This window comes from Ruegeria sp. O11, assembly GCF_056535285.1.
Map to the genome: position 1 here is coordinate 489,828 of NZ_JBQERS010000001.1, position 16,332 is coordinate 506,159.

Below are 16,332 nucleotides of genomic sequence, written 5' to 3' on the forward strand. Positions count from 1 at the left end.
TACGGCGCGGACTGAGCGCTTGATCGAAGTTTTAGGGAAATCTGGGAGGAAAAGACTGATGAAATTCCTAACAACGGCAGCAACTGCAATTGCACTTTCTGTCACCGCGACGGCCGGGATCGCGGCCTGTGATGACGGTGAGATCGTGGTTAAGTTTGCCCATGTGACCAATACTGACAAACATCCCAAGGGTATTGCCGCCTCGCTGTTGGAGCAGCGCGTCAATGACGAGATGAACGGCGTTATGTGCATGGAGGTCTATCCGAACTCGACCCTCTACAATGACGATAAAGTGCTTGAGGCGATGCTGCAGGGCGACGTGCAGCTGGCCGCGCCATCGCTGTCGAAGTTCGAGAAGTTCACCAAACAGTTCCGCCTGTTCGACCTTCCGTTCATGTTCAAGAACATCGATGCCGTGGATGCATTCCAGGCCTCGGCTGATGGTCAGGCGATGAAAGACAGCATGCAGCGTCGTGGTCTGCAAGGGCTGGCATTCTGGCATAACGGCATGAAACAGATGTCCGCGAACAAACCTTTGGTTGATCCGTCGGATGCTGACGGCCTCAAGTTCCGCGTACAATCCTCGGATGTTCTGGTGGCACAGATGGAAGCCATCGGTGGTAGCCCTCAGAAAATGGCGTTCTCGGAAGTCTATGGCGCACTGCAGCAGGGTGTCGTGGACGGTCAGGAGAACACCTGGTCGAACATCTACGGCAAGAAGTTCTTTGAAGTGCAGGATGGTATCACCGAGACCAATCACGGTATCATCGACTATCTCGTGGTCACTTCAGTGGATTGGCTGGACAGCTTGGACCCCGAAGTCCGTGATCAGTTCCTGGCAATTCTAACCGAAGTGACGGAGACCCGGAACAAGGAAGCCTTTGCGGTGAACGAAGCGGCTAAGGCCTCGATCACTGACGCAGGCGGTATTATTCGTGATCTGAACCCTGAGCAGCGTCAGGCTTGGGTCGATGCGATGAAGCCCGTGTGGGACAAATTCGCTGACGACGTTGGTCAGGACAAGATCGACGCTGCACAGGCGATCAACGCCGGGTTCTGATCCCGGATCAAGCCGCGTGTCCGGGAACTGGGGAGTTATGGACGCGTAGGTCAGGCGGGCCTTGATGGCCCGCCACACTCCCTCCACTCTCATCAAAAAAATGCGGGGACAGAGAGATGTCTGGTGCGAAATCCGGCCAAGGCGGGCTGGTCGACCATATCGAAGAAACCATGATTGCGTGCCTCTTGGGCCTGATGACGATTGTCACCTTCGCCAATGTGATCGCGCGGTTTGTGTTTAACTCTAACATTCTTTGGGCGCTGGAGCTGACTGTTTTCACCTTCGGTTGGTTGGTGCTGCTAGGCGCATCTTATGCGGTGAAGAAGCATGCGCATCTGGGTGTGGACGCGATCCTGAACATGCTGGCCCCCGCGCCGCGCCGGGTTTTGGCGCTGATAGCGGTAGCGTGCTGTCTGGTGTTTTCGCTGCTCTTGCTCAAGGGGTCGTATGACTACTGGGCGGTGTTTGCCGATCTGCCGCCAACTTCGGGTCGCTGGTTTCCGACCGGCTTCGACATGAGTGCACGCAGCCAGAGTTTTTACGAGGTTGACGATATCCCCATGGTCGCTCCGCTGCGGTTTCTGGAAGATATGATCAACTACGGTGAGTACTACGAGAAACTGCCCAAGGTCGTTCCCTATTTCGTTTTGCCTCTGTCGATGTTGCTGCTGGTGATCCGTTTCGCTCAGGTTGCCGTTCAAATCTGGCGCGGCGAAACCGATCGCCTTGTAGCTAGCCACGAGGTTGAGGACGAGATCGAAGAGGTTCGCGCGCAGCAGGGGGAGCATGACTGATGGATGTTGTTCTTCTCTTCTCGATGGTCATTGGTCTGCTGCTGATCGGTGTTCCGATTGCGGTTTCGCTGGGCCTCAGCTCGACCCTCTTCCTGCTGATCTATTCCGACAGTTCGCTGGCCTCGGTCGCGGGCACGCTGTTTGAGGCGTTCGAAGGGCACTTTACGTTGCTCGCGATCCCGTTCTTCATCCTCGCATCGTCCTTCATGACGACAGGCGGCGTTGCACGCCGGATCATCCGGTTCTCGATTGCCTGTGTGGGGCATCTGCCGGGCGGGTTGGCGATTGCGGGCGTGTTCGCCTGTATGTTGTTCGCCGCTCTTTCGGGCTCATCCCCGGCCACCGTTGTGGCAATCGGTTCCATCGTCATCGCCGGGATGCGTCAAGTTGGTTATTCCAAGGAATTCGCCGCCGGTGTGATCTGTAATGCTGGTACTCTGGGTATTCTGATCCCGCCGTCAATCGTGATGGTGGTCTATGCCGCTGCCGTCGAGGTTTCGGTCGGGCGGATGTTCCTTGCCGGCGTCATACCGGGGTTGATGGCGGGCCTGATGCTGATGATCACCATCTACGTCATGGCCAAGGTCAAGAACTTGCCCAAAGGAGACTGGAAAGGTTGGGGAGAAGTCTTCACCTCGGCGCGCGAGGCCGGTTGGGGCTTGTTCCTTATCGTCATCATCCTCGGCGGAATCTACGGCGGTATTTTCACCCCGACGGAGGCTGCTGCGGTTGCGGCAGTCTACGCATTCCTGATCGCGAGCTTTGTTTACAAGGACATGGGGCCGCTCAGCACCGAAGGCGATGCAAAGAACATCTCGGTGTTGAAGAAGCCCTATGCTCTCGTCACGGCCTTTGTGCACCCCGACACTAAGCATACGCTGTTCGAAGCTGGCAAACTGACCGTCACGCTGCTGTTTGTTATCGCCAACGCGCTGATATTGAAGCATGTTCTGACCGATGAACAGGTCCCGCAGCATATCGCAAGCGCTATGCTGTCCGCGGGTCTGGGGCCGGTAACGTTCCTGATCGTGGTTAACGTGATCTTGCTGATCGGCGGTCAGTTCATGGAACCCTCAGGCCTCTTGGTCATCGTGGCGCCTCTGGTCTTTCCGATTGCGATTGAGCTGGGCATCGACCCGATCCATCTGGGCATCATCATGGTGGTGAATATGGAGATCGGGATGATCACGCCGCCGGTTGGTCTGAACCTGTTCGTAACCTCAGGCGTCGCGGGTATGCCAATGATGAGTGTTGTGCGCGCGGCGCTGCCGTTTTTGGCTGTGCTCTTCGTCTTCCTGATCATGGTGACGTATATCCCGTGGATTTCGACCTTCCTGCCCAACACTTTCATGGGGCCAGAGATCATAACCAACTAGATCATATACACCGATCATTTGAACCGGGCGGCGTAATCCGCCCGGTTTTTTGTGTCTTGAAACTGAAGTCTAAGCACATATCTGAGCGTCAGAGGACGACCTCACCATCATGGATGATCATTCGGGACGACCCGAACTCGGAAAGTGAGGTGTTCTTATGCCCTGGATATTACTGTTGTTCGCTGGCCTGCTTGAGATTGTCTGGGCCGTCGCAATGAAGCAGACCGCAGGTTTTACACGCTTGTGGCCGACAGCGATCATGGGTGTCGCAATGATCGGGTCATTTGGTCTGCTTGCGATGGCCATGCGGGAATTGCCGCTTGGAACGGCCTATACCATCTGGACCGGAATCGGCGCTGTCGGTGCGTTCACCGTTGGCATCTTGTTTCTGGGCGAAGCGCTGACACCGATGCGGATCGGTGCGGCGATTCTGATTGTGACCGGTTTGGTCATAATGAAACTGGCCTAAGTCTACTTAGGCCTTTTCAAGCGCGCGAATGATGCCCGAGAAATCTTGGGCTTTCAGGCTTGCGCCACCCACAAGTGCCCCGTCGACATTTGATACTCCAAAAATCTCGGCGGCGTTGCTGGGTTTTACCGACCCACCATAGAGCAACCGGACCGAGCGGCCCACGCCCTCACCAAAGCGGCGTTCCAGCCGGGCGCGGATGAAATCGTGCACTTCGCCGATCTCTTCCAGGGTTGGCACTTTGCCGGTCCCAATCGCCCAAATGGGTTCATAGGCAACAATGAGATTTTCGCCGGTCGCCTGATCCGGGATTGATCCCGACATCTGACCTCCGATGATGTCCAGTGTGTTCGCCGCTTCACGCTGTTCAAGGCTTTCGCCAACGCAGATTATCGCTTTTAGGCCCGCGTCCATCGCTGTGCGGGCCTTGGCGCGAATGTCTTCGTTCTGTTCGCCATGGTCCTCTCGACGTTCGGAATGACCGAGTATTACTGCGTCTGCCCCTGCATCAAGCAGCATCTCGGCGCTTAGATCCCCTGTATGCGCACCCGAAGTCGCGGCGTGGCAATCCTGTCCGCCGACAGTGATTCCCGAGCCTTCGACAGTAGTACCAGCGCGATGAAGCAATGTGGCAGGCGGGCAGATCAGTATTTCGACGGGGGAAGAGGGATGTGACGCGTTCAACTCTTTTAGTTCGTTCAGCGCAACGCCGGTTCCATTCATTTTCCAATTGCCTGCCGCCAACTTACGCCGCATTGCGATCCCTCCGGTTTTGTGCGTTCTGCACCCCGGATATCACCGGCAAGCAGCGCTGACAATTCCGGTTGCGGACCGCGAATTGTGTGGACAGATTGCACGCGTAAATGCAGAGGGCAGCATGATAGACAACCTAGACCTTGCAAAGCTGGACCAGCGTGAGCCGGCGGAGCTGGATAAGCTGAGACATGCCATTGGCCGGGTCGGATTTCTGACGATTTCCAATACCGGAATCAGTGCTGAGCGCGTTCAGCAGGTGATTGGCGAATATCGCGACTTTTTTCGGCAACCAGAACAGATCAAGCGGACTGTAGACATGGCCACCACCGGTGCTAACCGCGGCTGGGGCGCACCTCGTTCTGAGCAAGTCGATCCTACGGCGAACCCGGATTTCAAAGAAGTGTTTGACTGCGGCTATGAACTGTCTGCCAATAATCCCTATGCAGGCCGCGAACTGAGCGTGTATGCCCCAAACCTCTGGCCGGAATTTTCCGGCGAGTTCCGGACAATAATCCAAGGCTATTATTCGGACGCTTGTGGCATTGCCATGCGCGTTTTGCGTGCCATTGCCGTTGCCATCGGTCGGGATGCGAACAGTTTTGATGCCGCCTTTGATACGCCCATGGCCTTGCTGCGCGGTAACTTCTATCCGCAACGACCTGATTGGGCAGGAGAAAACGATTTTGGAATCGCTGCTCACACTGACTATGGCTGCCTGACATTGTTGGCCACCGATGGTACTCCGGGGCTAGAGGTGCGTATGCCTGATGGCGATTGGCAGGCCGTAAACGCCGCGCCGGGGCAGTTCATTGTCAATTTTGGCGAAATGTTGGAGTTCTGGACAGACGGTGAAGTCAAGGCAACCGAACATAGAGTCGAAGGGAGTTCAGACGAGCGAATCTCGGTCCCGCTGTTCTTCAATCCCTCTTATGACACCAATGTCGCCCCGCCGGATTCAGACAAGATAATTCGGGCTGGAGAGCACTTGACGCAGCGATTTATGGAAACTTACGTGCACCTGCAGGCAGCGTCTTAACGCTGCGTCGCCAGAGTATCGTCGAACTTGATCGATTCCCCGCAGCCGCAAGCATCGACTACGTTCGGGTTGCGGAACTTAAAGCCGGATTCGAGCAGTGAAACCTCATAGTCGATCTCGGTCCCAAACAGGAACATCTGTGCCATTGGCGCGATCATCACGCGGGCACCATCCTGTTCGACCACTTCATCGTTTGGGTCGGCCTCATCGACATAGTCCATGGTATATTCCATACCTGCACAGCCGCCTTTCTTGACGCCAATGCGCAGACCGGCGTGACCGCCAGAATTCATCAGCCGAACAATCTGTTCGGCGGCTTTGGGTGTCATGGTCACGGCTTGTTTGCCGGGAATGCCAAACATGATGGGCTCCGTATTCGCGCGTTATCTCCAATCTAAGGCCGACGCTCGTCGGGCTCAAGAGAGGGAGGGCACAATTCCCACACATGTGGCGGGTTGATCGGGAATTCGGGTTGGCAATATCGCGCGGGATATGGTCGGATGACGTGGATTTATTGTTCTGACAGAGGCGAAGTAAGATGGCATTAAGTGCAAAGCAGTTGTTTGGTCGAAGTATTTCCACTGGGTTGGTTTGCTTTGCATTCGCTTATCCGGCACTCGCCGCCGGTGATGACAAACGGCACCCGGTCAATTGTGCCACAGCACCGGGTGATCTTCGTGCGATCGCTGCGGAAAAGAAACATGCGGAGGAACAACAAGCGGAAAGCGTTGTCTCGATCCTACCAGCCGGAGCTTTATTGGGATTGATAACCGGGACCGAGAACAAACACCTAAAGATGCTTTCAGGCGATTACGTCGAACAGTTGGATGCGAGAGCCGCGGAAATCAATTCGACCTGTGGAATCAACTAGTAGCAATCGGAAAAGACCGCCCTCGGGCAAGGGCGGTCAATATCCGGGCTAGGTCAATTTGGGGACAGCAGACAGGTTTGCGACCCGGTGTGCCAGCACAACATGTATCACTGCGCCAACAACCGAAAAGTACCGGCTTTTTGTGTCACAATGTCTACGCATTTGTAACAGGCGCGTAACCGTTTCACGACAAACGATAAAACCTGATTAGAGAAGGGTGTCACATGAACCCCAGCTCAAGCCGCGCTTCATCTGACATCATCTCCATACCCCAAGGCGGCTCCCAAGTCAGTTCGACGTCAACTTCCTTGACGCCCGCAACGGGTTCAATGGCTTCCACGATCCAGCCGGGCATCTCGCCGGCGACTGGGCAGCCGGGGGCCGTTAGAGTCATAATGACTTTGACCGCGTTTTCATTGGTGATGTCGATGGTATAGATGAGACCCAGATCATAGATATTGACCGGAATTTCAGGGTCAAAAACTGTTCGGCACGCGTCCACTATCGCGTCGTACAAAGGATGTTCGATGGTCGAAGGCGCAATGAGCGGGCTGCCTTCAAACTGTTCGCTGGGGTGGGTCATTGATGCCTCGGGTCTGTTACCTGAGAAATTATATAGGGAAACCGCTGACCAGCGTCCAGAGGGGCAGTGGGGCCCGGAATGGGCGCCAGTACAAAATCACTCGTTGATATCGTGATTGAAGGTTTTGACCTGTCCGTGAGGCAGTGCGAACATGCGGCGTAGTGCGAGCCAGGATACCAGCGAAAGAACCGCAAAGATCAGCAATAGAACGGGCAGGGAAGGCACCAGCCCTGGTATCAGCAACAGCAATCCTGTGATGGCTGCTCCGATGGCAAAGCCAAGAAAGATGAAGCCTGGCAGGGCGACCTCAAGGATGGCCAAAGCGAGCGCTGCGGCCAGCCAGACCCACCAAGTAAGCCAGAAAGGTTCAGCCATTATTTTCCTCCTTTCAGCATGTTAAAGGCATTCCCAAACGCTTCAATAGCATTTGCCGGTACCACGATTGTCTGAGAGCCGCTGCCATTACCCAAAGCGTTCAGTGATTCCACTTGCTTCAAGGCGACCTGGTATTGCGCAGCTTCCAATCCATTATCTTGAATCGCCTTGGCCACAACCTGAGTCGCGTAGGCTTCGGCCTCGGCCTGGATACGGCGGGCTTTGGCGGTCTGTTCAGCGGCATAAAGTTCGGCATCGGCTTGCAGCTCAACGGCACGCTTCTGACCTTCGGCCTCTGTTACCTGTGCGCGGCGCGCGCGCTCGGCATTCAGCTGCTGCAGCATTGCGTCACGGGTGGCCTGGTCGAGGTTTACGTCCAGAATCTCGGCGCGGGTCACTTCGATACCCCAATCGTCAACAGCGGTTTCGACACTTTCCTGAATGCGTTCAATCAGTTGCGCGCGGTTCGACTGAACTTCATCCAAGTCCATCTTACCAATCTCTGCACGGACGATGCCGGCCACGGTTGTGGCAATCGCACCGTCTACGTCACGGATACGGTATACAGTCTTTTCAGGTTCCAGAATACGGTAGAACACCGAGGTATCGATCTGCACCAGAACATTGTCCTTGGTGATCGCGTCTTGAGTTGCGTTGGGCAACTGGCGCTCAAGGATGGATATCTTATGGCGTGCAACATCAAGAAAAGGAACGATAAAGTTGATTCCGGGCCCAAGGACCGAGCGCAAGCGGCCGAACCGTTCAACCACGTATTTCTCGGATTGAGGCACGATCTTGATGCCCTTGAAGATGACAAGTGCAATTAGCGCTGCCGCCAGCAGATAAATAATGTTCGAAGTAAGCAGTCCGATAATCTGGTCTTCTGTCATATCTGTCCTCATTTATTGTGTACTATAGTATACATTTGGAGATTGAGTCGCCCGATTTCAACTCTGGTATGGATTGAGTGCGCCCAAATGCAAATCTTTGAAACAGTTAATGCGGCGCGAATTCTTTGCCTGTGACCGCTTTGCATCCTGCCTGTGTTTGCGGTATCGGGCGGGGATGAAACTGATAATTGATACTGATCCCGGCATCGATGATGCGATGGCCATCGCCTATGCCGCTGCAGCTCCGGAAATAGAGTTGGTCGGCCTGACGACCGTCTTTGGCAATACTCATGTGCATCAATCCAGTCGCAATGCGCGCTATCTGGTTGATAAACTTGGATTGAATATTCCAGTAGCTGAAGGGGCGCCATTTGCACGTGGTGAAGACCGCCACGCGCCGTCCGAGCATGTACACGGGCCTGAAGGGTTCGGTGATTTTACCGATATCCCGCATATTGGCGAGAACCACGCGCTGACAGGCGCAGAGTTCCTGGTTGAAATGGCGCGCGCGCATCGCGGTGAATTGGTCGTTTGTGCTGTTGGCCCGCTTACCAATATTGCGGATGCAATCAAGCTTGACCCGGAGTTTGCCGACAATGTGGCCAAGCTGGTGATCATGGGTGGCGCGGTTTACTGCCCGGGTAACATCACCGAGCATGCCGAAGCGAATATTTACCATGATGCCAAGGCTGCCGATGAAGTGTTCGCAGCGTCTCTGCCGACCGTGCTGGTTGGCCTGGATGTGACCCTGAAAACGCTCTATGAAACTGCCGACTTCGAAGGGTTGGCTCAGAAATCCCCCGATATGGGTGGTTTTCTGCGCGACATCTCGCGGTTCTATCTGAATTTCTACAAAGAGGTTGGCGGGCTTGAAGGTTGTGGCCTGCACGATTCGACGGCAGTGATCGCTTGCACGCATGAGCCAATGTTCGATGTGGTTGAAACTGGTTTGCAGGTGTCGCTCGAAGGACCTGACATCGGGGCCACACGTATTAACCCTTCGCGGCCTACAGTACGCGTATGCCGGAATGTGGACGGGGCAGGGGTTGTACAACTGTTTACCGAACGCGTTGCATCTCTGCCCTGACGGGTTGCATTGAACCAGCAGATCGGGCAAAGCCTGCCCGGTTCCGCGACCCGAGGCCCCAATATGACCGACCGTTTCTCGTTTGACCTGAAAGCCACAGACGGCAAGGCCCGCACCGGCGTGATCAACACGCCGCGCGGCGAGGTGCGGACGCCTGCATTCATGCCCGTTGGGACTGCGGCGACGGTCAAGGCAATGATGCCGGAAAGCGTCCGCGCAACCGGTGCGGATATCTTGCTGGGCAACACATACCACCTGATGCTGCGTCCTACGGCCGCGCGGATCGACCGACTGGGTGGTTTGCACAAGTTCATGAACTGGGAACGCCCGATCCTGACAGACTCGGGCGGGTTTCAGGTCATGTCGCTGGCTGGCTTGCGCAAGCTGACTGAGCAGGGCGTGACCTTCAAATCTCATATCGATGGGTCAAAGCACGAATTGACACCTGAACGTTCGATGGAGATCCAGCGCCTTTTGGGATCGGACATCGTGATGTGTTTCGACGAATGCCCGGCATTGCCTTCGGATCGGGACCGCATCGCCGAGTCGATGCGATTGTCGATGCGATGGGCCGAACGGTCTCGGGATGCGTTTGGTGATCGCCCCGGACATGCCTTGTTCGGGATCATGCAGGGCGGGTTGGAACAAGACCTGCGTGAAGAAAGCGCAGAAGCGCTAAAACAGATCGGTTTTGAAGGCTATGCGGTTGGTGGGCTCGCGGTGGGCGAGGGGCAAGAGGCCATGTTCAGCTGCCTCGACTACGCACCAGAATTCCTGCCTGAGGATAAGCCGCGCTACCTGATGGGTGTGGGCAAACCCGACGACATCGTGGGTGCCGTGGCACGCGGAATCGACATGATGGATTGCGTGCTGCCTTCGCGGTCCGGACGTACCGGGCAGGTGTTTACGCGCTACGGTGTGGTCAACATCAAGAACGCCCGCCATTCTGACGACCCGCGTCCTCTGGATGAGCATTGTACGTGCCCTGCGTGCTCAAATTATTCCCGCGCCTATCTGCACCATGTATTCCGGTCAAATGAGATGATCTCGGGTATGCTGCTGACCTGGCATAACCTTCACTACTTTCAGGAAGTCATGCAGGGCATGCGTGAAGCGATTTATAAAGGAACATTTGCGCAGTGGCAGGCGCAGTTTCATGCACAACGAGAGCAGGGCGATATAGAACCGCTCTAGATTGCGTCTCATGCGGTGACAAACATCGCCCTGTTTGCTATACTGTTCTCAGTTTGTTTCATCAATTTCATTGTTTTGTTAAGGAGGATTCCATGCCTCGCTTACTTGTTTCTATAGCTATCGTTTTTTGTGCATCCTTGGCCCACGCAGATGTCTGGACCTTTGAGACCCCGTCTGAAAACATCCAATGTGTGGTCGGGCAGGATGACGGAACCTCGGATTTGTCTTGCACTATAATTGGGCGTAGCGGCGCCCCTGCTTTGCCACGACCTGCGGATTGTCAGTCTGATTGGGGACATGAATTTTTCATGACCGATAAAGGCGCTGTCCGCATGCTGTGCCAACCCGTCAATCAAAATCGCAACGGTTATGATCGCGCAGAATATGGCGTAACCGGGACGTTTGGTGGATTTATCTGCCATTCCTCGGAAAAGGGTTTGGAATGCAGGAATGAAGTCGGCCACGGGTTCTTTTTATCTCGCGCCAAGCAGCGGATATTTTGATCCCCAACTGACAATTTATTGGAGGTTTTGTCAGCGCGCCGGGCCAAAATCGGTGGATATGTCTGCCGGACGCCTTGAAGTCCCCAATTCATCGGGTCATGCTGCATCACGACAAACGGCGATGAGGTTGAAATGGGGGAACAGGTGCCCCACCTTTATCGTCCAAGACAGGAGACAGCCAATGGTTGCCTGATCCAGGGACCAGCGCCGTCTTGCCAATGATAAGGATAGAGCATGCAAGAGCCTCTGAATTCCTCATACCCCGTCCTGCCGCTGCGCGACATCGTGGTATTCCCACATATGATCGTGCCGCTATTCGTGGGCCGAGACAAATCGGTCCGCGCACTGGAAGAGGTGATGCAGGATGACAAGCAAATTCTGTTGTCGAGCCAGATTGATCCTGGTGAAGACGACCCAGAGATCGACGGAATCTACCGCTCGGGCGTTCTGGCCAATGTACTGCAACTGCTGAAGCTGCCCGATGGCACCGTTAAGGTGCTGGTCGAAGGGCAGGCACGTGTGCAGATCACAGAATTTCTTGAAAACGATCAGTTTTTCGAAGCCCGCGCCGAGTATCTGACCGAAATTCCCGGCGATGTCACCACGACTGAGGCGCTTTTGCGCACTGTCGCGGATGAGTTTGAGCGCTATGCCAAAGTGCGCAAGAACATTCCCGAAGAAGCACTGGCTGCAGTCGGCGAAACCACTGAGCCTGCGAAACTGGCCGACCTTGTGTCAGGTCATCTGGGCATTGAGGTCGAACAGAAGCAGGAATTGCTTGAGACTCTTTCCGTCAGTGAGCGGCTTGAGAAGGTCTATGGCCTGATGCAGGGCGAAATGTCCGTTCTGCAGGTCGAGAAGAAAATCAAGACCCGCGTCAAATCTCAGATGGAGAAGACGCAGCGCGAGTACTATCTGAATGAGCAGATGAAGGCCATTCAGAAAGAGCTCGGCGATGGTGAGGACGGCAGCAACGAAGTCGCTGAACTGGAAGCCAAAATCAACGAGACCAAGCTTTCGAAAGAAGCGCGCGAGAAGGCCGAGGGTGAGCTGAAAAAGCTCAAGAACATGTCGCCGATGTCGGCCGAGGCCACTGTTGTGCGCAACTATCTGGACTGGATCCTTGCTCTGCCATGGGGCACCAAATCCCGTGTCAAAAAGGATCTGGGCCGTGCACAGGACATTCTGGACGCTGATCACTATGGTCTTGAAAAGGTCAAGGAACGGATTGTTGAATACCTCGCAGTTCAACAGCGTTCGAAGAAGCTCAAAGGCCCGATCTTGTGCCTCGTTGGCCCTCCGGGCGTGGGTAAGACCTCACTGGGTAAGTCCGTCGCCAAAGCCACGGGGCGCGAGTTTATTCGCATCTCGCTGGGTGGCGTGCGCGACGAATCCGAGATCAGGGGTCACCGTCGGACTTATATCGGTTCGATGCCGGGTAAAATCATTCAGGCGCTGAAAAAGGCGAAAACCACGAACCCGCTCATCCTGCTCGACGAGATTGACAAGATGGGGCAGGACTTCCGTGGCGACCCGGCCTCAGCGATGCTGGAGGTGCTGGATCCAGAACAGAACAACACGTTCATGGATCACTACTTGGAGGTCGAATATGACCTGTCCAACGTGATGTTCCTGACCACGTCGAACAGCTACAATATGCCCGGGCCTCTACTGGATCGGATGGAGATCATCCCGCTGGCAGGTTATACCGAAGACGAAAAGAGCGAGATCGCCAAGCAGCACCTGATCGGTAAGCAGGTCAAGAACCATGGTCTGAAGAACAAAGAGTTCGAACTTACCGATGAGGCACTGCAATCGATCATCCGCACCTATACGCGTGAGGCGGGTGTACGGAACCTTGAACGTGAAATCGCCAAAGTGGCGCGAAAATCGCTGACCAAGATCATCAAGAAAGAAGCGGAAACCGTGACGGTGACGCCGGAAAATCTGGATGACTTTCTAGGCGTGCCTAAGTTCCGCTACGGCCTTGCAGAACAGGACGATCAGGTCGGCGTTGTCACCGGCTTGGCCTGGACCTCGGTCGGGGGCGACTTGCTGCATATCGAGGCGCTAAAACTGCCCGGTAAGGGTCGGATGAAGACCACTGGGAAGCTGGGCGATGTGATGAAAGAATCCATCGACGCAGCATCGTCGTACGTTCGGTCGATTTCGCCTCAGATCGGGGTGAAGCCGCCGAAGTTCGACAAGATCGACATCCACGTCCACGTGCCCGATGGTGCGACTCCCAAGGATGGGCCGTCAGCGGGCTTGGCGATGGTGACCTCGATTGTTTCGGTCCTGACAGGTATTCCGGTGCGTAAGGACATCGCCATGACAGGCGAGGTCTCGCTGCGCGGCAACGCGATGCCAATCGGTGGGTTGAAGGAAAAACTGCTGGCTGCTCTTCGTGGTGGGATCAAAACTGTTCTGATCCCTGAAGAGAACGAAAAGGATCTGGCAGATATTCCGGATAACGTGAAGGAAGGACTGGAAATCATCGCGGTCAAGCACGTTTCGGAAGTCCTTGAGCAGGCACTTATCCGTGCGCCTGAGTCGATTGATTGGGACGAGGCTGCGGAAGAGGCTGCCGCGGCGGCTGCAAAAGCGGCCGAAGGTGCCGGACCGTCTGCGACAGCTCACTAAGACTGCTGATAAAGTTAAGAGGCGGGGTCATCCCCGCCTTTTTTTGTTTAAAGGCCGATGACCGGTTTGGACGGATCGAGCACTTCTTCATCAGCGATGTAAGCCTGAAACTTTTTATCCGACAGGGACGAACGTACAGCGAGTGCGAAGATCACCATCGAAAATACGACACAAAGCAAAATATCCCAACCGAATGGGATTTGTTTCTGCGCACCGTCTCCAAATTGCCCCATGTAAGATATCAGCCCCAGGCCGCAGAAATATGGCATCAGCCAAAGGGCTTCTGTCGCGTCCATCTCATCAAGCCGGTTGTGAACGCGGATCAGCAGCAGCGCCATGCCAATAAGCAAGGCGATACCAAGCCTCCAGACCGTGTCCCAACCGCTCCAATAAACGATCAACGTCGAAATGGCGAAGGCTGTGATCGCGACAAATTTGACCGCGGGGATACGGATCGAGCGGGGTTGATCAGGTAGCAGATCGCGCAGGCACACCACGGCGATGGGGCCGACCGCAAATGAAAGGACGATTGCGGCCCCGTTCAAGGCGATGACTGTAGTGAACGGTACGGTGAGCAAGAACAGCGTGCCGATCAGAAAGTTCAGCGCCAGTGCCCACAAAGGGACGCCAAAGGATGAGAGCATCTGCAAGCGCTTCGGAAGGAATCCATTTTGCGACAGCGCCATTGCGATCCTTGCATTTGAACCTGTTGCTACAAGCCCATTGCCAAACGGGCCGATAATCGAACCGACGTTCAAAAGGCTGAGAAACCACAACAGCCCAACTGACATGATGACACCATCCAATGGCCCCTGACCGCCAAAGCTCAGGTGCGCCCAGCCTTGGTTGATCAGTGTGGGGTCCAGTGCTCCTATAAAGGCAACCTGTAGTCCGAGGTAGATCAGTGCGCACAGCACAATGGAAAGAATCAATGCGGCCGGTATGGCAAATTTCGGATTGCGAACTTCCCCAGCCATATCAACCACATGTCGGAATCCAATGAAGGAAAAAATCACCCCGCCAGTAGATACGGCCGCCATGATACCCTTAAGACCATAGGGGGCGAATCCATCTGGCGTCGTGAAGTTTTGCGTTTCAAATCTTGATACGATCAACAGAACTGACAAGACAACTGGGATCGCAACTTTAGCCCAGGTCAGTGTCGCATTTACCTGGGTGAAAAACTTAACCCCCAGCGCGTTTACCGCGACGAATAACAGCATGAATAGCAGTGCAACAGAGACACCGGCCCCGGTCAGTTCCCCAGTTTCTGCCGTATGGAGCCAAGACGCGTATGGCGCGAGGTATTTAAGCATGGCCTCAACCTCGATTGGGGCGGTCGTATTGTAGCCAATCCAGGCGGTCCAACCCATCGCCATCGACACGATATTGCCATGCGAAAACTGCGGGACGCGTGCGATGCCGCCGGGGATAGGCAGCATCGCCGAAATTTCGGCAAATGTGATCGCCAGAATGAACATCGCAACCGCGCCGATGATCCAGGATAGAATAGCGGCAGGACCGGCATGCTGCACGGCGAGCAGTGGGCCGAATAGCCAGCCCGATCCGATGATGCCGCCGACTGAAATGAACGTAAGTCCAACGAGGCCGATTTCCCGCTTCAGTTTCGCCATTTGTTAACCCACCCAGGAAATCCGTTGGTTCGAAAGACCACCATTTCAGGATAAGCAGGCCGTAGGAAACATGGCAAGTGTCTATAATCATGCAGTAATCTCAGTGTCGAAAGCAACGAATTGGGAAGTTTTTCCAGTCGTTTCGGGCACTTTCTGCCATGAGTGTCTATCTTCAGGGTATCATAACGCTGGACGCGGGTTGGAATATCAAGCACGCTGAGAGCCCGCGCCATTGTAGGAGACCCCAGGATGCCTCGGTACAACGATCTGTTCGAACTTTCGGTGGAAGATATGGAATTGATTGAAGAGGCAATGCGCCATGCGATTTCGGCCAGGTCCGTCGCACTTGTTGATGAAGGCAATGAGGACAGAGAGGCCCGCGAGAACTTTGTGCGCAAGGCACACGAATTACTCGGCAGGTTACATGACCAGAAGATATTCTATCGTCCAAAGTCCGGCGTGTATGTCGGTGGGTAGTGCAGGGTGTGCTGCGCGCTTGATCTGAAGGAACCCCAGCACTTTACTTGCAGCTAATAAGTTATTGAAAACATGGTGGGTGATAAGAGATTTGAACTCCTGACATCTTCGATGTGAACGAAGCGCTCTACCACTGAGCTAATCACCCTTGGCGGGCTCAAATAAAGAAACCAAGAAATATTCGCAAGCTGAAATCGTTATCCGTTGGCCGTGGACCAGGGTTTTCACAATGCGTTCGCTTTGTTCAAAGTTACTCGCATTGGAAAAATCCGTGATTAAGCAAAAAACTTGAAAACGCCGCTTGACGCTGCACAGCGGTGGCCATAATACACCCCAACGTTCAGAGATGAACGGGCAGTGGGCGGTTGTAGCTCAGTTGGTTAGAGTACCGGCCTGTCACGCCGGGGGTCGCGGGTTCGAGCCCCGTCAACCGCGCCATCACTGTCAGCCTTAGATCCGGGCAAACGGATCACACATAGACCCAAAATGCGCGGTTGTAGCTCAGTTGGTTAGAGTACCGGCCTGTCACGCCGGGGGTCGCGGGTTCGAGCCCCGTCAACCGCGCCATTTTCCTTTGAAGTCAG

General features: G+C 54.9%; 17 protein-coding genes and 3 tRNA genes. 13 read left to right on the forward strand and 7 right to left on the reverse strand.

Annotated elements, in window-relative coordinates; translation table 11 throughout:
• The first annotated feature begins 58 nt into the window (after positions 1–58).
• From ACRZ91_RS02415 to ACRZ91_RS02430, 4 genes are all read left to right on the forward strand, one after another.
• Complete coding sequence (locus ACRZ91_RS02415) at positions 59–1,060, forward strand: DctP family TRAP transporter solute-binding subunit (RefSeq protein ID WP_480902344.1); 1,002 nt, start codon at positions 59–61, stop codon at positions 1,058–1,060.
• A gap of 116 nt (positions 1,061–1,176) precedes the next feature.
• Positions 1,177–1,854, forward strand: coding sequence for a TRAP transporter small permease (locus ACRZ91_RS02420; RefSeq protein WP_170469832.1), 678 nt, complete (start codon positions 1,177–1,179; stop codon positions 1,852–1,854).
• Complete coding sequence (locus tag ACRZ91_RS02425) at positions 1,854–3,230, forward strand: TRAP transporter large permease (protein WP_480651109.1); 1,377 nt, start codon at positions 1,854–1,856, stop codon at positions 3,228–3,230. Before ACRZ91_RS02420 ends, ACRZ91_RS02425 begins: the two co-directional genes overlap by 1 nt.
• A 157-nt stretch (positions 3,231–3,387) precedes the next feature.
• Entirely contained in the window at positions 3,388–3,699 is a 312-nt protein-coding gene (locus ACRZ91_RS02430; RefSeq protein WP_170770671.1) for a DMT family transporter, read from the forward strand.
• A gap of 6 nt (positions 3,700–3,705) precedes the next feature.
• Here the strand turns inward: ACRZ91_RS02430 and tpiA are convergent, their stop codons facing one another.
• Complete coding sequence (gene tpiA, locus ACRZ91_RS02435) at positions 3,706–4,455, reverse strand: triose-phosphate isomerase (RefSeq protein WP_480902349.1); 750 nt, start codon at positions 4,453–4,455, stop codon at positions 3,706–3,708.
• 121 nt (positions 4,456–4,576) lie between these two features.
• Between tpiA and ACRZ91_RS02440 the strand changes: the two genes are divergently transcribed.
• Positions 4,577–5,491 carry an isopenicillin N synthase family dioxygenase gene (locus ACRZ91_RS02440; RefSeq protein WP_480902352.1) on the forward strand — a complete coding sequence of 305 codons (915 nt, stop codon included), beginning with the start codon at positions 4,577–4,579 and terminating at the stop codon, positions 5,489–5,491.
• On the opposite strand, the gene ACRZ91_RS02445 is transcribed toward ACRZ91_RS02440, so the two are convergent.
• Positions 5,488–5,853, reverse strand: a complete 366-nt coding sequence (locus tag ACRZ91_RS02445) for a HesB/IscA family protein (RefSeq protein ID WP_170778785.1) — start codon at positions 5,851–5,853, stop codon at positions 5,488–5,490. The two genes, ACRZ91_RS02440 and ACRZ91_RS02445, sit on opposite strands and share 4 nt — an antisense overlap.
• Before the next feature lie 176 nt (positions 5,854–6,029).
• Here ACRZ91_RS02445 and ACRZ91_RS02450 point away from each other — a divergent pair, with 176 nt between their 5' ends.
• The gene (locus ACRZ91_RS02450) at positions 6,030–6,362 is read left to right on the forward strand and encodes a hypothetical protein (RefSeq protein ID WP_480902355.1); all 333 of its coding nucleotides are present in this window, start codon (positions 6,030–6,032) and stop codon (positions 6,360–6,362) included.
• A gap of 220 nt (positions 6,363–6,582) precedes the next feature.
• Here ACRZ91_RS02450 and ACRZ91_RS02455 read toward each other — a convergent pair whose 3' ends face one another.
• The 3 genes from ACRZ91_RS02455 to ACRZ91_RS02465 all read right to left on the reverse strand — a co-directional run bounded on the left by ACRZ91_RS02455 (position 6,583) and on the right by ACRZ91_RS02465 (position 8,210).
• Entirely contained in the window at positions 6,583–6,945 is a 363-nt protein-coding gene (locus ACRZ91_RS02455; RefSeq protein ID WP_010439793.1) for an SUF system Fe-S cluster assembly protein, read from the reverse strand.
• 96 nt (positions 6,946–7,041) lie between these two features.
• Complete coding sequence (locus tag ACRZ91_RS02460; protein ID WP_170469854.1) at positions 7,042–7,320, reverse strand: NfeD family protein; 279 nt, start codon at positions 7,318–7,320, stop codon at positions 7,042–7,044.
• On the reverse strand, positions 7,320–8,210 hold the full coding sequence (locus ACRZ91_RS02465) for an SPFH domain-containing protein (protein WP_010439798.1): 891 nt from the start codon (positions 8,208–8,210) through the stop codon (positions 7,320–7,322). The genes ACRZ91_RS02460 and ACRZ91_RS02465 overlap by 1 nt, the downstream gene beginning before the upstream one ends.
• A gap of 175 nt (positions 8,211–8,385) precedes the next feature.
• Between ACRZ91_RS02465 and ACRZ91_RS02470 the strand changes: the two genes are divergently transcribed.
• The 4 genes from ACRZ91_RS02470 to lon all read left to right on the forward strand — a co-directional run bounded on the left by ACRZ91_RS02470 (position 8,386) and on the right by lon (position 13,637).
• A complete protein-coding gene (locus ACRZ91_RS02470) occupies positions 8,386–9,297 on the forward strand; it encodes a nucleoside hydrolase (RefSeq protein WP_480902358.1) in 912 nt (303 codons plus the stop codon).
• Positions 9,298–9,360: 63 nt separating this feature from the next.
• On the forward strand, positions 9,361–10,491 hold the full coding sequence (tgt, locus tag ACRZ91_RS02475; RefSeq protein WP_480902361.1) for a tRNA guanosine(34) transglycosylase Tgt: 1,131 nt from the start codon (positions 9,361–9,363) through the stop codon (positions 10,489–10,491).
• A gap of 92 nt (positions 10,492–10,583) precedes the next feature.
• Complete coding sequence (locus tag ACRZ91_RS02480) at positions 10,584–10,994, forward strand: DUF6636 domain-containing protein (RefSeq protein ID WP_480902363.1); 411 nt, start codon at positions 10,584–10,586, stop codon at positions 10,992–10,994.
• Between the two features lie 234 nt (positions 10,995–11,228).
• A complete protein-coding gene (lon, locus tag ACRZ91_RS02485) occupies positions 11,229–13,637 on the forward strand; it encodes an endopeptidase La (RefSeq protein ID WP_480902365.1) in 2,409 nt (802 codons plus the stop codon).
• A 47-nt stretch (positions 13,638–13,684) separates the two neighbouring features.
• Here the strand turns inward: lon and ACRZ91_RS02490 are convergent, their stop codons facing one another.
• A complete protein-coding gene (locus ACRZ91_RS02490; protein WP_480902367.1) occupies positions 13,685–15,271 on the reverse strand; it encodes an APC family permease in 1,587 nt (528 codons plus the stop codon).
• 249 nt (positions 15,272–15,520) lie between these two features.
• On the opposite strand from ACRZ91_RS02490, the gene ACRZ91_RS02495 reads away from it, so the two are divergent.
• Positions 15,521–15,748 (forward strand): hypothetical protein, encoded by a 228-nt coding sequence (locus ACRZ91_RS02495; protein WP_170469869.1) that lies wholly within the window; start codon positions 15,521–15,523, stop codon positions 15,746–15,748.
• A gap of 73 nt (positions 15,749–15,821) precedes the next feature.
• On the opposite strand, the gene ACRZ91_RS02500 is transcribed toward ACRZ91_RS02495, so the two are convergent.
• Positions 15,822–15,896 (reverse strand) — tRNA-Val (locus tag ACRZ91_RS02500).
• 213 nt (positions 15,897–16,109) lie between these two features.
• Between ACRZ91_RS02500 and ACRZ91_RS02505 the strand changes: the two genes are divergently transcribed.
• Both ACRZ91_RS02505 and ACRZ91_RS02510 read left to right on the forward strand, forming a co-directional pair.
• A tRNA-Asp gene (locus ACRZ91_RS02505) sits at positions 16,110–16,186 on the forward strand.
• A gap of 52 nt (positions 16,187–16,238) precedes the next feature.
• Positions 16,239–16,315, forward strand: a tRNA-Asp gene (locus ACRZ91_RS02510).
• The last annotated feature ends 17 nt before the right edge of the window (positions 16,316–16,332 follow it).

What these genes read in the sequence shown, in the direction of transcription:
- ACRZ91_RS02425 (WP_480651109.1), top strand. Translation starts at nt 1,854, where the DNA reads ATGGATGTTGTTCTTCTCTTCTCGATGGTCATTGGTCTGCTGCTGATC.
- ACRZ91_RS02470 (WP_480902358.1), top strand. Translation starts at nt 8,386, where the DNA reads ATGAAACTGATAATTGATACTGATCCCGGCATCGATGATGCGATGGCC.
- ACRZ91_RS02415 (WP_480902344.1), top strand. Translation starts at nt 59, where the DNA reads ATGAAATTCCTAACAACGGCAGCAACTGCAATTGCACTTTCTGTCACC.
- ACRZ91_RS02455 (WP_010439793.1), bottom strand. Translation starts at nt 6,945, where the DNA reads ATGACCCACCCCAGCGAACAGTTTGAAGGCAGCCCGCTCATTGCGCCT.
- ACRZ91_RS02450 (WP_480902355.1), top strand. Translation starts at nt 6,030, where the DNA reads ATGGCATTAAGTGCAAAGCAGTTGTTTGGTCGAAGTATTTCCACTGGG.
- tgt (WP_480902361.1), top strand. Translation starts at nt 9,361, where the DNA reads ATGACCGACCGTTTCTCGTTTGACCTGAAAGCCACAGACGGCAAGGCC.
- ACRZ91_RS02465 (WP_010439798.1), bottom strand. Translation starts at nt 8,210, where the DNA reads ATGACAGAAGACCAGATTATCGGACTGCTTACTTCGAACATTATTTAT.
- ACRZ91_RS02460 (WP_170469854.1), bottom strand. Translation starts at nt 7,320, where the DNA reads ATGGCTGAACCTTTCTGGCTTACTTGGTGGGTCTGGCTGGCCGCAGCG.
- lon (WP_480902365.1), top strand. Translation starts at nt 11,229, where the DNA reads ATGCAAGAGCCTCTGAATTCCTCATACCCCGTCCTGCCGCTGCGCGAC.
- ACRZ91_RS02480 (WP_480902363.1), top strand. Translation starts at nt 10,584, where the DNA reads ATGCCTCGCTTACTTGTTTCTATAGCTATCGTTTTTTGTGCATCCTTG.
- ACRZ91_RS02445 (WP_170778785.1), bottom strand. Translation starts at nt 5,853, where the DNA reads ATGTTTGGCATTCCCGGCAAACAAGCCGTGACCATGACACCCAAAGCC.
- ACRZ91_RS02495 (WP_170469869.1), top strand. Translation starts at nt 15,521, where the DNA reads ATGCCTCGGTACAACGATCTGTTCGAACTTTCGGTGGAAGATATGGAA.
- tpiA (WP_480902349.1), bottom strand. Translation starts at nt 4,455, where the DNA reads ATGCGGCGTAAGTTGGCGGCAGGCAATTGGAAAATGAATGGAACCGGC.
- ACRZ91_RS02430 (WP_170770671.1), top strand. Translation starts at nt 3,388, where the DNA reads ATGCCCTGGATATTACTGTTGTTCGCTGGCCTGCTTGAGATTGTCTGG.
- ACRZ91_RS02440 (WP_480902352.1), top strand. Translation starts at nt 4,577, where the DNA reads ATGATAGACAACCTAGACCTTGCAAAGCTGGACCAGCGTGAGCCGGCG.
- ACRZ91_RS02420 (WP_170469832.1), top strand. Translation starts at nt 1,177, where the DNA reads ATGTCTGGTGCGAAATCCGGCCAAGGCGGGCTGGTCGACCATATCGAA.
- ACRZ91_RS02490 (WP_480902367.1), bottom strand. Translation starts at nt 15,271, where the DNA reads ATGGCGAAACTGAAGCGGGAAATCGGCCTCGTTGGACTTACGTTCATT.